Raw genomic sequence first — 15,106 nt, 5'->3', positions numbered from 1 at the left:
CGACTTTCAGGCCAGCTTATCCTTCAACAACCCGTTCACCACCCCCGGATTGGCCTTGCCACGGGTCGCCTTCATCACCTCACCCACAAAAAATCCCAGCAACTGCGTCTTGCCCGCCCGATACTGCGCGATCTTCTCCCCGTGGGCCGCCAACACCCGATCCACCTCGGCCTCAATGGCCCCCTGATCCGACACCTGGACCAGACCACGCTCCTCGACGATCTTCTGGGGATCGCCCCCCTGCTCCCACAAATGGGCAAAAACGGTCTTGGCGATCTTGCCGTGGATCACCCCGGCGTGGATCATGTGAACCAACTTGCCGAGCGCCTCGGCCAACACCGGCGACTGACCGATCTCCATTCCCTCGCGATTGAGCCGACCCAGCAGCTCCACGGTCACCCAGTTGGCCACCGTCTTGGGATCCGCCGGACGGGCCACGGCCAACGCGGCCTCGAAGTAATCGGCCATCTCCCGGTCTGCGGTCAGAACCCCGGCATCGTAATCGTTCAAGCCGAACTCGGCCTGAAACCGGGCAAATTTTTCGTCCGGCAGCTCGGGCATGGTGGCACGCACCGCCGCGATCCGCTCCGGGGTGATCACCACCACCGGCAGATCCGGCTCCGGGAAATAGCGGTAGTCGTGGGCCTCCTCCTTGCCGCGCATGGTGCGGGTGTGGTTCTGATTGGCATCCCACAGGCGGGTCTCCTGCACCACCTTCTCGCCGGCCTCGATCAGGTCGATCTGTCGCTCGACCTCGTAATCGATGGCGCGCATGACGTTGCGAATCGAATTGAGGTTCTTGATCTCCGCGCGCGTGCCGAGTTTGGGATCACCGAAGCGGCGCACCGACACATTGGCGTCGCAGCGAAACGATCCCTCCTCCATGTTGCCGTCGCACACCCCGAGATGACGCACCAGGGCGCGAAGTTTTTTCAGGAACATTCCGGTCTCGGCGGCGGAACGGAGATCCGGTTCGGTGACGATCTCCAGAAGCGGGGTGCCGGTGCGGTTGAGATCGACCCACGAGGCCCCCACGATCCCCTCGTGCAGACTCTTGCCGGCATCGACCTCCATGTGGGCGCGGGTGATGCCGATGCGCTTGCGCGGGGCATCCTCCAGTTCGATCATCAGCGCGCCATGTTCGACGATGGGCAGTTCGAACTGGGAAATCTGATAGCCCGCGGGCAGATCCGGGTAGAAGTAGTTCTTGCGGGCGAACTCGTTGCGGGTGCGGATCGTGCCGTTGAGGGCCAGGCCGGTCATGATGGCCAGATCGAGCACGGCGGTGTTGAGTACCGGAAGCACACCCGGAAAGGCGGCGCAGACCGGGCAGATCTGGGTGTTCGGCGGCGCGCCGAAGCGGTTCGGACAGCCGCAGAAGATCTTGGAACGGGTGGCGAGCTGGGTGTGGATCTCCAGCCCGATCACGGTTTCATAGCGGTCCTGGATGGTCATGGCGTGTTTCCGGGGCGGGCGGCATGCCACTGGGTGGCCTGTTGATAGGCGTGTCCGGCGGTGAGGATGGCGGACTCATCCAGGGGTCGGGCAATGAGCTGGAAGCCGATCGGCAACCCCCTGGCATCGAAGCCGCACGGCAGGGATGCACCCGGCAACCCGGCCAGATTGACGTTGATGGTAAAGATATCCGACAGATACATGCTGACCGGATCCTGATTCTTCGCGCCGAGTTCAAAAGCGGTCTCCGGTGCGGTCGGGGTGAGGATCACCGAGAGATCATGGTCGCGGAAGGCGCGGGCGAAATCCTCGGCGATGAGGCGCCGCACCCGCTGGGCCTTGCGATAATAGGCGTCGTAGTAGCCCGAGGAGAGGACATAGGTGCCGAGCATGATGCGTCGCTTGACCTCGGCGCCGAACCCCTCGGCACGGGTGCGGGCGTAGAGATCCTTGAGATCCCTGGGCTGGTCGCAACGGTGACCGAAACGGATGCCGTCGTAGCGGGCCAGATTCGAGGAGGCCTCGGCAGGGGCGATGATGTAGTAGGTGGGGATGGCGTGGCTGGTGTACTCGAGCGAGACCGGCACGATTTCCGCGCCCAGCCCGCGATAGACCTCGATGGCCGCCTCGATGGCGGCACGGGATTCGGGATGGAGTCCCTCGGCGAAGTACTCGCGCGGCAGACCGATGCGCATGCCCCGGACCGGTTGATCGAGCGCGGCGCCGTAATCGGGCACCGGAGCGTCGATGGAGGTGGAGTCCTTGGGATCGTGTCCGGCCATCTGCTGGAGCAGCAGGGCGGCATCGGCGATGTCGCGGGTCATGGGGCCGGCCTGATCCAGGGAGGAGGCGAAGGCGATCATGCCGAAACGCGACACCCGGCCATAGGTGGGTTTGAGGCCGGTGATGCCGGTCATGGCGGCGGGCTGTCGGATCGAGCCGCCGGTATCGGTGCCCAGCGCGGCCACGCACAACCCTGCCGCCACGGCGGCGGCGGAGCCGCCCGAAGAGCCGCCAGGGGTGCGTTTGAGATCCCAGGGGTTGGCCACCGGACCGAAAAAGGAGGTTTCGTTGGAGGAGCCCATGGCGAACTCGTCCATGTTGGTCTTGCCGAGCACCACCGCCCCGGCGGCGCGCAGGCGCGTGGTGACGGTCGATTCGTAGGGGGGCAGGAAATTTTCGAGCATCCGCGAAGCGCAGGTGGTACGCAACCCCTCGGTGCAGAAGATATCCTTGATGGCCAGCGGAATGCCGGTCAAGGGGGTGATCGGCTCGTTGCGCGCCCGTTTGGCATCGGCCTCCCCGGCGGCGGCCAGGGCCCCCTGGGCGTCCACGGTGACGAAGGCGTTCAAGGCCGGTTGATACCGCTCGATGCGCGCCAGGCAGGCGCGGGTCAGCTCCACGCTGGAGATCTCGCGCGCGGCCAGGGCTCGGGCCGCTTGCGCCAAGGTCGGGATGGTCGGTTCCACGTTCCGGGGTATCCTTGCTGAATGGTACGTACTGCCTTGAAACTCCCGAACTTCCAAAGCACCCCCAGGGATTGGCGGGCTCGGGAGGCGCGCGGGGGGATCCCCACGCGGATTCCAGTTCAACGACGGGTCATCACTCGATGATCTTCGGGACGCGAAAGCACCCCTCCTCGGCATCCGGGGCATTGGCGAGCATGGCATCGCGACGGTTTTCGTTGACGACCCGATCCTCCCGCTCCGGAGTGGTCATCGCCACGGCATGAGACATCGATGCCACCCCGTCGGTGGGAATCGCACGCAGCTGTTCCATCAGACCAAGGATGCGCGCAAGCTGGTCGGTGTAGGTGTGGATCTCCGCGTCGGAGATCTCCAGGCGGGCCAGCGTGGCCACATGACGGATTGTCTCTTCGGTGATGGACATGCGTTCCTGATCCAATCCGGACGGCACCGGGAAAGATAATTAAAATTTTCATCGATTAATCAACAAAATTGTATTGTAACATACCCCAGGATCCGTGGCAATGGCGGGTGGGCACGACAGGATCCTGGCAGAATGACGAAAAAATAAATGCGTCCCGATCAACAAATTGGATGTCATCAGCGTCAATGCATGATAAAGTGCGATCCGATAAGTTTCAGATGGTAGCCGGCAAAAACCATGCAAAACCCGCATGCTTGACGAGCCGGGCACGGCCCTCCTCAACCAGGAGAATCCGCGCGGTCATTTTTGACGCAAGGGGCAAACCGCATGGCCCCGGAGACAAGCATTGGACATCCTCTTCATCGCATTTCTGGCCACATGGTTGAGCTCCACGACCCTGATCCGCTTTGCGCGTCTGCATGTGCATCTCTCCTCGGACAGCGTGGATGGCGGACCGCAGAAGTTCCATGCGAACTCCGAAACCCCCCGCATCGGCGGCATCCCCCTGCTGGCGGGCATGCTCGCCGGCGTGGCCCTCATCAAGTTCCATGGCCACGTCATCCACCCCTGGCTGCTGATTCTGGTCGCCGTGCCGGTCTGGGGACTCGGGATCGCCGAAGATCTGTTGAAACGAATCGGACCCCTGCCCCGCCTGATCGGCAGCTTCGTCTCCGCCGGACTGGGCATCTGGCTGCTCAACGCCCGCATCACCCACCTGGGCATTCCGCTTATCGATGACTGGATGGCCGAATCGTTCCTCATCAGCATCCTCTTCACCCTGTTGGCTGTCGGCGGTCTCACCCACTCGATCAACATCATCGACGGCTTCAACGGCTTGGCCGGCATGGTGGTCATCATGATTTTAAGCGCCCTGGCCTATGTTTGCAACGAGGTCGGCGACCGCTATCTGATGCTCTACTGCCTGGCCCTGATCGGTGCCACCCTGGGCTTTCTGACCTGGAACTATCCGCTGGGACTGATCTTCGCCGGAGATGGCGGGGCCTATCTGTGGGGGTTCATGATCGCGGAAATCTCGGTGCTGCTGGTGTCCCGCAATCCGCAGGTTTCACCCTGGTTCCCGCTTCTGGTGGTGATCTATCCGGTCTGGGAGACCATCTTCACCATCTACCGACGCAAATTCCTGCGCGGTACCGGCACCGGCATCGCCGATGCCATCCATCTCCACTCCCTGGTCTATCGACGCCTGGTCCGCTGGATGGTCGGCTCCCGGGAGGCGGCGGACATCACCTATCGCAACTCCCTGACCTCCCCCTACCTCTGGGTTCTGGCCTCCTTGTCCATCGCGCCGTCGATCCTCTTCTGGAACAACACCCTGATGCTGGTGATCTTCGTGGGGATCTTCATCTCCTGTTACATCGCGCTCTACGCGATGATCGTCCGTTTCCGCTCCCCTTCCTGGATGGTCATCCGCCGCCCCAGGAACGATCCAACCGATTGACGCACGAGGAGGCGGACCCCTTTCCACCTCCCCAGAGAAACACCCCGCACGCTCCCGGAACAGGGCCAGACCGGCCAGATGCGCACCAAGAGGCCGAAGAAACACCCCGCATGCTCCCGGAACAGGGCCAGACCGGCCAGATGCGTCCTAAAAGGCTGGAAAAACACCCCGCATGCTCCCGGAACGAAAGCCTGCTCCCCGCGCGTGTAACGCTCGCGAGGCTGGGCGGGTGCGGTGCGGGGTGAGATCGCTCCTACTCCCCGCGCGTGTAACGCCCGACCAGGGGATTCTCCACCCCAGCGCCGACCCGGATCTTCTCCGCCGCCACCTCGGCCTCCGCACGACTGGGAAACGGCCCGGCGAAAATACATTCGAAACGGGTCTCCCCGTTCTTGATCAACTTGCGATAGACCGGATAGGACATGGCGCGGATCTTTGCGCCCAACTGTTCGGCGTGCGGACTGGCCGTGGCGAAACAGGAGAGATGCACCACCGCCCCCTGCTTCACCTCTCTGGCCGGTCCATCCTTGAGAGACGACTCCTTGACGGGGTGGGCCGACTGCCCGGATACGACGGTGGATGGCACGGTTTCCGCTGCGGGCCACGCCCGCTCGGGGGCCACCGACGGAACGGTCGCGGCGCTGGTGGTCGATGGGGCGGACAGCGGCTCCAGGGGCACGATGGTGGCCGGGGTGATCGTGTAGGCCTGCCGAACCGCCGGCAAGACCGGCTCCCCGGAGGAGGCGGAGGGGGCGGAGGAGGGGGCGGAGGAGGGCGCGGAGGAGGGCGCGGAGGGCGCGGAAGGCGCGGAGGGCGCGGAGGGCGCGGAGGGCGCGGAAGCGGTCGCCTGTCTGGCCGGGACGGGAGCGACGCCGGTGGCGGCGGGCGCCGCTGAAACAACCGGGGGCTCCGGGATGGAGGGCTCCCTGGAAGCGGCGGGCGGAATCTTCGCCAGGGTCTGGATCGCCTGGGTCACCCGCGTCACCTGGGGATGATCCCGGCCCAGTTTCTTGACCAGAATCTCCTCGGCGCGCCGCAAGAGACGCTCGGCCCGCTCCCGCGCCCCCTCCTTGTGCAGGATCACGCCGAGGTTGGCCAGCCAGTCGGAGAGCCCGAGGGGATTGTCCTTGAAGAACCGTTCCGCCGTGGCCTCCGACTGATCCAACAGACGTTCGGCCTCCGACTTGTGGCCGCGCCGCGTCTCGATCTGGGCCAGGTTGCCCAGGATGAACGCCACCTGGAGATGATCGTTGCCCATCCGTTGACGCGCGATCGTCAGGGCGTGCTTGAACAGCGTCTCGGCGCCGGCCACATCCCCGACCGCCAGACGCAACAGCGCCAGATCGTTCAACACCTTCACCAGCGCCGGATGCTCCTTGCCCAGACTCTTTTCCCGCGCCGCCAGCACCCGTTTCAAGAGCGCCTCGGCCTCCTGCCGCCGGTCCAGGGCGATCAGCGCCTCGGCCAACCGCTCCTGACTCTCCGCCAACTCCGGCAAGGCCCCCTCGCCCCCCTTCTCCAGAATCTCCACCGATCGGCGCAAAAACGGTTCCGCGCTCCTGGCCTCGCCGCGCACGGTCAATTGATGACCCCGTTCGCGCAACGTTTCGGCCACCAACGGATGATCGCCCCCCAGGCTCTTTTCGCGCAGGGTGAGTGCCGTGGTCAATCCCACCAGGGCCTCGTCATGCCGCCCGAGGGCAAAACGGATGCGCGACAACACCATCCACGCCTCGGCCACGCGCGGATGGTCGGCCCAGAGGCCGCGGGTCAGGCGTGGCAAAGCATCCTCCACCAGCCTGGCCGCCCGTTCGCGATGCTCCGGATCGGCCATGAGCAGACGGGCCAGATTGATCCGCGCGCTGGCGGTGTTGAGATGCTCGGCGCCCAGGGAGCGCTCCAGCCCCTGCAAGGCCGCCTCGAGCAGGGCACGGGCGGCGGTGAAGTTTCCGAGTCGGCTTTTGGCGCGCGCCAGACGGGTACGCGCCTCGGCCACCTCGGGGTGGTCCGCCCCCAGACGCTTCTCCAGGATTGCCAGGGCCCGTGTCAGGGTCGCCTCGGCCTCCCGATCCCGTCCTGCGGCCAGATCGATCTCGCCGGACTGGGTCAGGGCGGTGGCGGTAACGCTGCTCTCCGGACCGAACTGCCGCTCCGAATCCGCCAACATCCGTTTGAGCCGTTCCGGATCCAGCGGGCGTTCCTCGGCCCGAACCGGCACGACCATCGCCACCACCAGGGCCATCATGACCAGGCCCGCCACTCCCGCGACGCGGGCACGCCTCCCCACAATACGATGCCAGACCAAGATTGAACGCTCCGCTTCCGATCGGATGTTGTCGAACGGACCCCCGCCTCGGGTTGCCCGGAGCGGGGAATCACCAGGCCCCCATCCGGTCAACAAGGGGGCGAGATTCGAATTATCGACAAATCCGGACCCGCGCGCAACGCATCCGCCTCACCCGGTCTCAAAAGCCGTGCCAGCCCACCCCTCCCGGCAGGCTTCCGAACCCCTCCGCGCCCAACCCCGCATCCAACCGTTCGAGACTCTCCCACCCGACCCGCGGCACGCCCAGGGCATGGAACTCGCCCACCGTGCCGGCCCCCTCCCGGGCGGCACGCCACAGCATCTCCAGGGCATCCGGACCATCGTCATGGGCATCCGGTTCACCCCAGTGACGCAGTTGATCCAGCAGCACCGTCTGTTCGCGCCGGAAGCGGATCAGGCCATTGGCCACATGGGGTTGCAGCGCGCCGATGCGCAACCCCTTGTCACGGGTCGGTTTGACCCCACGCGCCGGAACCGGCACCCCGGCCTGCGCGGAGCGTTTGACCAGCTCGTCCTTGAAGAACTCCTGGAACTGCACCGTCTCCACCACCCAGGCCCGACACCCGTGGCGTGCCTGAAGGGCGATCACATCCGCGATGATCCGATCCGGCGAACGACGCCGGATGTCGGCTTCCAGCAGATGCAAGACTCCACTGGCCGGATCGTATCCGCCGACCAGGATCGCCGAAGGATCCCCCCGGCCACCCGATTTCCCCAGGGAGGGATCGACCGCGCCGAAACAGAGCCACGCGCCGGGCTCGCCGTTCCAGAAATGGAGCGCCGCGAACGGGGCGTTCTCCTGCATGGGTTGATTCTGCAACTCGGCATCAAAGGCATCCGCGCCATCCCGAACGCGAATCTTCATCAGGCTCTCCAGACTCCGCATCCCCGGCCAGGAAACGATGGCCCCGGCCTCCATGGAGGCGCGTCGTTCCCGATAAAAGGCGTCCGCCGCGGTCTCACCCTCGACCAGGAGCATCTCCCGCCAGCGCTCCCAGGCGGTCATGTCGTCCGGCCAGCGCACGATGGCCTGAAAGCGGCGCGACTCCCAGGCGCCATCGGCCAGAAGACGCGCCAGCACCGAATCGTGGTGCAGCACCGTGCCCACCAGGATCAGATCCATGGAACCATCCGGCGGACCCAGACGCAGCACGGTTTTTTTCAGCCAATTTTCCAGTTTGTCGCGCTGGGTGCGCATGCGCACCCGTTCATCGTTCTCCAGATCGTCGCAGATCACCAGATCGGGTCGCGCCGCCCCATGCCGCAGGCCGCGCAGCCGCGCCCCGGAGCCGGCGGCCTGGATCTTCACCCCTCCCCGGCTCACCAGCACGTTGGCCCGCCAGACGTTCCCGGCACCGCAGCGATCCGGAAAGTCCCGTTTGAGACGGGGGTTGACCTCCAGTTCGGCCTTGATCGCCTCGAGCATGGTCGCGGCCTGGTGTTGGGCATCCATCACGATCAGGATGAAACGGCTGCGTCCGGTGAGCAGGCGCCAGAGGACGAAGATCTGGGTGATCAGGGTGGATTTCGCCTCGCCGCGCGGCGCGGCCACCGCCAACCGACACCCCCGACCCGCGCCGGCGCCCAGAAGCGGCAGACGTTCGAAAAGCCAGGTGTGCAACAGGCTTTCGGAGTCGGAGACGTAATGGGGAAAATAGACCCGCGCGAAATGGCGCAACGAGCGGATCGCCTCCAGCCGTCGCGCGTCCGCCTCCACCCGGTCCACGTCGAAGCCGTCCACCCGATGCCCGATGACCGCGCGCAGCTGTTGTCCCAGCTCGGCCAGATCGCGGCGGAAGCGACTGGATGTGGTGGGCCGGGCGTTCACCGAAGGGGGCGGGAGCCCACGCCGGCTGTCCTGTCTGTCCATCATGGGAATGATCCCTCCATGCTCAAAGATGCCATGCATGCGTGACGCATGCGGCCCGACAATCGTTACTGTAAGCTTGATCTCCTCCTCCTCCCAGATGAATCCTTGCGGCCAAGAGCGAATTTCCAGGTGTCGCGCCCCATCTTTTTGCGCTATTCTGTTGATCAGGATCCCCAACCGGTCGCACCGACAGGCACGACCCATACCCCTTACGTTTCGCGAGGATGCCCGCGCGCTCCCCATGGCAGACCGTCTCCGCTCCGGTTCCCATCCGCGCCTGATCCCCTGGCTGTTGCTGGCCTTGGGGTTTGCCTGCACCTTGTGGTTCTGGCAACACGAAAACACCCGTGACGCGGAGGCCCGTCGCGACCGCTTCCTGAAACTCACCGAAGCGCTGCGGGAAAACGCGCGCCATCGCCTGGAGGCCCGATCCGACATCGCCCGTGTCATGGCCACCTGGTTCTCCTCGGAAGGGGGGATCACCGCCCGACAGTGGCAAACCTTCGCCGCCGCCCTCGCCCCGCGGGGACGCCATCCGGGCGTGCTCCAGATCGGCTTCGTGGAACCGGTGGCGGCCACGGATCGGGAGCGGTTCGAACGGGAGGCCCGACGCCGCCTGAACGATCCCAACTTTCGCCTCCGCAGCGATGAACCACGGGAAGATCTTCTGATCCTCACCCACGATTTCACCCTGGAGGAGGGTCGGCGTCCCTTTGTGCCCGGTCAGGAGATCGGCACCGAAAAACGACGCCGCCAAACCTTGCGTCAGGCCGCGGATTCCGGCCTCTCCCACTTCACCCCGCCCGTCCCCCGCCCCGGACCGGACCGCCAGCCCCAATACGAACTGATGCGCGTCACCCCGGTCTATCGGGCCGGCATGGTCCTCTCCAGCCCCGAGGAGCGACGTCAGGCCCTGCTCGGCTGGGTGGTGATCGTCCACGATGCCAAAACCCTCTTCGAACAGATGTTTCGCGATGAGTCCGGCCAGATCCGGGTGGAACTCTTCGATGGTCCGGTGTTGCGCCCCACCGCCCTGATCCACGACTCCCACCCGGATCTGGCCGGCACCCCGGACCCCTCCGACTGGAGCCAGATCATCCGGGGGGGCGAGGAGGGAGGCGGCTGGCTGCACCGTTTCAGCGCCACCCCGGCGTTCTTTCAACTCCATCCGGAGTTGAGCGCCAACCTGGTGTTGATCGCGGGGCTGGCGATCAGTCTGGCCCTGGGGCTGGTGGGGTGGTCGCTGACCTCGAGTCGCGAACGGGCGCTGGCCCAGGCCGTGACCATGACCCGCGCCCACCGGATGAGCGAGGAGCGTCTGCGCCGCACGGTGCTGCACGCGCCGATTCCGATCATGATCCATGCCGCCGATGGCGCGGTGATCCTGGTGAACCGACGCTGGAGCGACCTTTCCGGTCAACTTTCCAGCGAGATCGGCACCCTGTCCGCCTGGGTGGAACGGGTATTTCCGCCCGGAGAGCGTGAAGCGGCGTTGCGGCTGCTCGATGCCACGTTTCCGCCGGATGCGCCGTTCAAGGAGGCCGAATGGCGCATCGAGCCGTCACCGGGCGAACAGCGTTTCTGGATCGTGCGTTCCCGACCCATGGGGGCGACCGGGGATCCGGAAGGGTTGATCATCACCATGGCCATGGACATCACCGAACGCAAGAAGGCCGAGTCCACCCTCCTCGAAGCCAAGCTGGAGGCCGAGGAGGCCAATCGCGCCAAAAGCGAATTCCTGGCCACCATGAGCCACGAAATCCGCACGCCGATGAATGTGATCGTGGGCATGGCCGAGGTGCTGGCCGAGTCGGAGTTGACCGAAGAGCAGATGCGTTACGTGCGCATCTTCCGCAAGGCCGGGGACAGTCTGCTGGAACTGATCAACGACATCCTGGATCTCTCCAAGGTCGAGGCCGGACGCATGGAGCTGGAATGCGCGCCGTTTCCGCTGCGCGAGTCGCTGCATCGGATCGTCGAGATCATGGGCATGCGCGCGCGGGAAAAAGGATTGGAGTTGACCCTGGAGATCGCCGCGACCATTCCGGACGGCCTGAAGGGGGATGCCAAGCGGTTGCGGCAGATCCTGATCAATCTGATCGGCAACGCCATCAAGTTCACCCACGCCGGTCGGATCACCCTGCGGGTGGTGCCGCGTCCGGATCTGGGAGAGGCGGGCATGCTGTTCGAAGTGGCGGACACCGGCATCGGCATTCCGAAGGAGAAGCAGGCCCAGGTGTTCGAGGCCTTCACCCAGGCGGACGCCTCGACGACCCGTCAATACGGCGGAACCGGGCTGGGACTGGCCATTTCGCGGCGGCTGGTGGATCTGATGGGCGGGGAGATGACCCTGGAGAGCGAACCGGGTCAGGGGAGCGTGTTTCGTTTCACCGCCCGTTTCCGGGTGAGCGACACCCCGGTCGAACCCCTCACCCTGGCCCCGGAGGATCCGACCCGGAGAGGATCGCGCCTGGCGAAGGGTTCCGGCGTCGCGTCGGAGGCGACGGGGAGCACCCCGTCCGAGGCGGGACTGGATATTCTGATCGTCGATGACTCCGAGGACAACATCCTGTTGGTGAAGACCTTCCTGAAGCGCGCCCCGCACCGTCTCGACGTGGCCCAGAACGGTCAGGAGGCGGTGTCGCGGGTCACCTCCGGGCACCATTATGATCTGATTCTGATGGATGTGCAGATGCCGGTGATGGACGGCTACGCGGCGACGCGGGCGATCCGCGCCTGGGAGCGGGCACACCGCTTCGATCCGGTGCCGGTGATCGCCTTGACCGCCCACGCCTTCGCCGAGAACGAACGCCAGACCCTGGAAGCCGGCTGCACCGAACATCTGACCAAGCCGATCACCAAGCCGCGCCTGCTCGAGGCCCTCGGTCGCTATTCCCGACGGTTGCCCTGGCCCGCGGCCTGAGCCCGGCGCCCGCTCGCATCACCCGCTCCGCCCGCGCGGACCGGATCACCCCTCGAAGCGGATCTCTCCGGCATCCAGGGAGAGCACCTCCATGCCATACAGCGTGGTCAACGTTTCGCCCGGATCGGCCCCGTAGTATTGATGCAGCTCCCAACGCAACGCCTTGGCGGTCTCACCAGGCAGATGAACGCCCATGGCCTGTTTGCCATCCGCCTCGTAAGCCAGTTTCCTGGCCAGGATATCCTTGATGTGATCCATGTTCCCCCTTCACGATCCCCACGATCCGGCTGCTCCGTGCTCGCGACGGAGGAGCGGTTGTTTTCGACGTCATAACCTAGTAAAATTATCAACTATTAGGTCGCACCTTGTCAAGAGCCGACGACGACCGCGATCCTGCGGCAACGGCTTCGAACGCGCACCGGTGGCCCCTCCGTTCAGGGATTGAGGAAGGGTGCCTGTTGGCCGACAAGCCGCCTCCGGCGGCTTGGTTCAAGGCAAGGCGAAGGAGCGTCGTTTGGCCAGAATCGCAAAACGACGCTCCTTCCAAGGCCGCGCGCGGCGCATTTTTCGCGAAAACGCGAAAAATGCTTCTTTTGAAGAGCGCGCTAAAGTCAACGTCAAAAGCCAGACCTCGGAGGCTCTGCCTCCGAACCGCCGCCGGGGACCTTGCGGTCCCCGGTCCCCTGCAACAATCGGAGATTCCAAATGGTTGCCATGAAACTCCCGAAGAGAGATCCACGGCAAGGGGGGTGAGGAGAATCTCCCCCCATCATGCAAGGACGCGAAATCACTCGTACAGTTTGGCGTTGGGCAGGAAATCGATCGGGTTGACCTGCCACCTGGTGACATCCTCGTGCCCCTTGATGTAATACCCCGAGGCAGGATCGCTCTTGTAGGCCATAAGGTTGACCTCCTTGGGCACAAGCTTCTGACCGGTCTTGCCGTTGATGATCACCATCACCACCGGATGAAGCAGACTCTCATGGTTGGGACGGCTCACCACCCCCAACAGTCCGTTCTCCAGACGCACCAGGGTGCCGATGGGATAGATGCCCACGCACTGCACGAATTTCTGATACAGCTCAATGCTGAAGTGATGGCGACTCCACTCAAGCATTCGTTTCAAGGCCAGATGCGGTGGGTTGCCCTTGTGATAGCAGCGGTCGGAGGTGATGGCGTCGTAGACATCCACGATCGCCGCCATCTGCCCGAAGGTGTTGATCTGATCCCCCTTGAGCCCCTGAGGATAGCCGGAACCGTCGTAACGTTCGTGATGCTGGGCCGCCACATGCATGCTGACCTCGGCGATGCCGGGGGTCTCGGAGAGGATCTTGCGACTGAAGGTGACATGCTTTTTCATGATGAGGAACTCCTCATCGGTGAGCTTGCCGGCCTTGTTGAGGATCCCCTCGGGGGTGCGCATCTTGCCGATGTCGTGGAGCATCCCGCCCACACCCACGTTGATGATCTCCTCCTCGTCCATGCCCATCATCCGGCAGAAGGACATCAGCATCACCCCCACGTTCACGGAGTGCATGAAGGTGTATTCGTCCTTCTGCTTGATGAGACTCAACGACAGGAGGGCATCCGGATTGCGGAACATGGAGTCGGCCATGTTCCGCACCGCATCCTTGACCGGCGACAGGGTGACCTGCTTGCCCAGGCGGGCATCTTCCAGGATCGAGCCGACCAGGGTACGGGCCTGGGCCTTGACCTTGGCGGCCTGATGGATCTCGCGCTCCATCGGCACCTCGCGCTCCATCTCGTCCGGATCGTCGTCGGCCAGATCGCGCAGCTGCGCCTCGAGCATGCGCTGCACCTCCGCCGCCGAGGGGGCCTCCTCCACATCGACACCGCGCGCGGTGTCGATGTACAACTCGGCGATCCCATGCGCGATCACCGCCTCCACCTCCTCGTCGGTACGCACCATCTTCGGGCCACGAAAGGCGTTCGGATCCCGATCCTGACAACAGGGATCCTTCCAGTCGTGATTGAAATCGTGTACCCACATCCCCGCACGCAACTGCCGAACCGGAATTCTCTTGATCATCGTCTCCTCCACACCGCGCAACCCCCCAACATCCATCCAGACACCCGGCCCAACCAGGTTTCAGCTCGACATCCTGGCGATCACGGTTCGTCCGGGGATTCGCGCAGGGCCTCGCGCACCATCCGTTCCGCGCCGGCTTCGTCCCCATTCAAGAACCGCTCCGCCAATCCCGCATCCAACAGCCGCTTCCAGAAGGCCCCGCGCGCCGCCAATCCACCCGGCACCGCGCGCCGCCACTCGGCCAACCGCTCGGCCAATGGCCCCAACCGCTCCGGAAGAACCGACGCGATACGCCGCCGGATGTAGCCCGCCAGGGCCGGCGCCCGTCCCCCGGTGGTGATCGCCACGGTCACCGGACTCCGTTCCACCACCGCCGGCCAGATCACCGTGCAAAAACGGGGTTGATCGACCACGTTGAGCCAGATCCCGCGCTCCAGGGTGGCGGCATGCAGACGCGCGTTCAACGATTCGTCCGGGGAGTCGCTCACCACCAGCCACACCCCGGCAAGCATGCCCTCGTCGAAGGGCCCGCGCAACCACTCGGCCCGCCCATCCCGCACCGCTCCATCCAGGGCGGCGTCCAGGGTGTGGGCCAGGATGCGCAGACGCGCTCCGGCGGCCAGCAACGTCTCGCCCTTGCGGGTTGCCTCCGCCCCACCGGCGACCAGCAGACACAGACGCCCGTTCAGACGCAGAAACAGGGGAAAAAGAGTCTCATCCATCCTTCACCCGCCCTTGTTTGCGGGAACCGTTCGACCATCCAAGGGAGCGGATGGGCGCCTCTCTTATGTAGATCATCGCGTCCCACTTGGCAAGCGTATTAACATATGCTTAAATAGCTTGGAAAAACCTTCTCCACCCACCCACAAAGACGAGTGATTTCCTGATCATGTCCACCAGTCTGGATGTCCGCGACCTGCCTGCTCCCGAACCGATGCTGCGCATCCTGGAGGCCGTGACCTTCCTGCATCCCGGAGAGAGTTTGCGGGTGATCCACAACCGGATTCCCTACCCGCTCTATCCGCGACTTCAGGAACGCGGGCTGCTGGTGGAGACCCAACAGCGCAACGATGATGAAATTCATCTCGTCATCCGTCGCCCCGCCTGACGCTCGCCAGGCCACCCAACCGGCC

At 64.7% G+C, this 15,106-nt stretch carries 11 protein-coding genes; 3 read left to right on the top strand and 8 right to left on the bottom strand.

Going from position 1 to position 15,106, the window contains the following annotated elements:
* Positions 1–6: 6 nt before the first annotated feature.
* The 3 genes from gatB to gatC all read right to left on the bottom strand — a co-directional run bounded on the left by gatB (position 7) and on the right by gatC (position 3,345).
* On the bottom strand, positions 7–1,455 hold the full coding sequence (gene gatB / locus ACOY6C_RS16680; RefSeq protein WP_420906650.1) for an Asp-tRNA(Asn)/Glu-tRNA(Gln) amidotransferase subunit GatB: 1,449 nt from the start codon (positions 1,453–1,455) through the stop codon (positions 7–9).
* The gene (gatA, locus tag ACOY6C_RS16675) at positions 1,452–2,924 is read right to left on the bottom strand and encodes an Asp-tRNA(Asn)/Glu-tRNA(Gln) amidotransferase subunit GatA (RefSeq protein ID WP_420906649.1); all 1,473 of its coding nucleotides are present in this window, start codon (positions 2,922–2,924) and stop codon (positions 1,452–1,454) included. The genes gatB and gatA overlap by 4 nt, the downstream gene beginning before the upstream one ends.
* A 133-nt stretch (positions 2,925–3,057) precedes the next feature.
* A complete protein-coding gene (gatC, locus tag ACOY6C_RS16670) occupies positions 3,058–3,345 on the bottom strand; it encodes an Asp-tRNA(Asn)/Glu-tRNA(Gln) amidotransferase subunit GatC (RefSeq protein WP_420906648.1) in 288 nt (95 codons plus the stop codon).
* A 346-nt stretch (positions 3,346–3,691) separates the two neighbouring features.
* Here gatC and ACOY6C_RS16665 point away from each other — a divergent pair, with 346 nt between their 5' ends.
* Complete coding sequence (locus ACOY6C_RS16665; protein ID WP_420906647.1) at positions 3,692–4,804, top strand: MraY family glycosyltransferase; 1,113 nt, start codon at positions 3,692–3,694, stop codon at positions 4,802–4,804.
* Positions 4,805–5,057: 253 nt separating this feature from the next.
* Here ACOY6C_RS16665 and ACOY6C_RS16660 read toward each other — a convergent pair whose 3' ends face one another.
* Together ACOY6C_RS16660 and terL are read right to left on the bottom strand one after the other, a co-directional pair.
* Complete coding sequence (locus ACOY6C_RS16660) at positions 5,058–7,049, bottom strand: tetratricopeptide repeat protein (protein ID WP_420906646.1); 1,992 nt, start codon at positions 7,047–7,049, stop codon at positions 5,058–5,060.
* A gap of 220 nt (positions 7,050–7,269) precedes the next feature.
* Positions 7,270–9,003 (bottom strand): phage terminase large subunit, encoded by a 1,734-nt coding sequence (gene terL / locus ACOY6C_RS16655; RefSeq protein ID WP_420906645.1) that lies wholly within the window; start codon positions 9,001–9,003, stop codon positions 7,270–7,272.
* Between the two features lie 238 nt (positions 9,004–9,241).
* On the opposite strand from terL, the gene ACOY6C_RS16650 reads away from it, so the two are divergent.
* On the top strand, positions 9,242–11,923 hold the full coding sequence (locus ACOY6C_RS16650; RefSeq protein ID WP_420906644.1) for an ATP-binding protein: 2,682 nt from the start codon (positions 9,242–9,244) through the stop codon (positions 11,921–11,923).
* Between the two features lie 45 nt (positions 11,924–11,968).
* Here the strand turns inward: ACOY6C_RS16650 and ACOY6C_RS16645 are convergent, their stop codons facing one another.
* The 3 genes from ACOY6C_RS16645 to ACOY6C_RS16635 all read right to left on the bottom strand — a co-directional run bounded on the left by ACOY6C_RS16645 (position 11,969) and on the right by ACOY6C_RS16635 (position 14,695).
* Positions 11,969–12,181: a hypothetical protein gene (locus ACOY6C_RS16645; RefSeq protein ID WP_420906643.1), complete on the bottom strand. Its 213-nt coding sequence runs from the start codon at positions 12,179–12,181 to the stop codon at positions 11,969–11,971.
* 529 nt (positions 12,182–12,710) lie between these two features.
* Entirely contained in the window at positions 12,711–13,973 is a 1,263-nt protein-coding gene (locus ACOY6C_RS16640; RefSeq protein ID WP_420906642.1) for an HD-GYP domain-containing protein, read from the bottom strand.
* An 80-nt stretch (positions 13,974–14,053) separates the two neighbouring features.
* Positions 14,054–14,695, bottom strand: coding sequence for a precorrin-2 dehydrogenase/sirohydrochlorin ferrochelatase family protein (locus ACOY6C_RS16635; protein WP_420906641.1), 642 nt, complete (start codon positions 14,693–14,695; stop codon positions 14,054–14,056).
* A 167-nt stretch (positions 14,696–14,862) separates the two neighbouring features.
* Between ACOY6C_RS16635 and ACOY6C_RS16630 the strand changes: the two genes are divergently transcribed.
* On the top strand, positions 14,863–15,081 hold the full coding sequence (locus ACOY6C_RS16630) for a DUF2249 domain-containing protein (RefSeq protein ID WP_420906640.1): 219 nt from the start codon (positions 14,863–14,865) through the stop codon (positions 15,079–15,081).
* Positions 15,082–15,106: the final 25 nt, after the last annotated feature.

This window comes from Candidatus Magnetaquiglobus chichijimensis (assembly GCF_045865675.1).
In the GTDB taxonomy this organism is placed as follows: Bacteria; Pseudomonadota; Magnetococcia; order Magnetococcales; family Magnetaquicoccaceae; genus Magnetaquiglobus; species Magnetaquiglobus chichijimensis.
The sequence above is the reverse complement of the archived record's forward strand: the minus strand, read 5'-3'. Positions and strand labels throughout refer to the sequence as shown.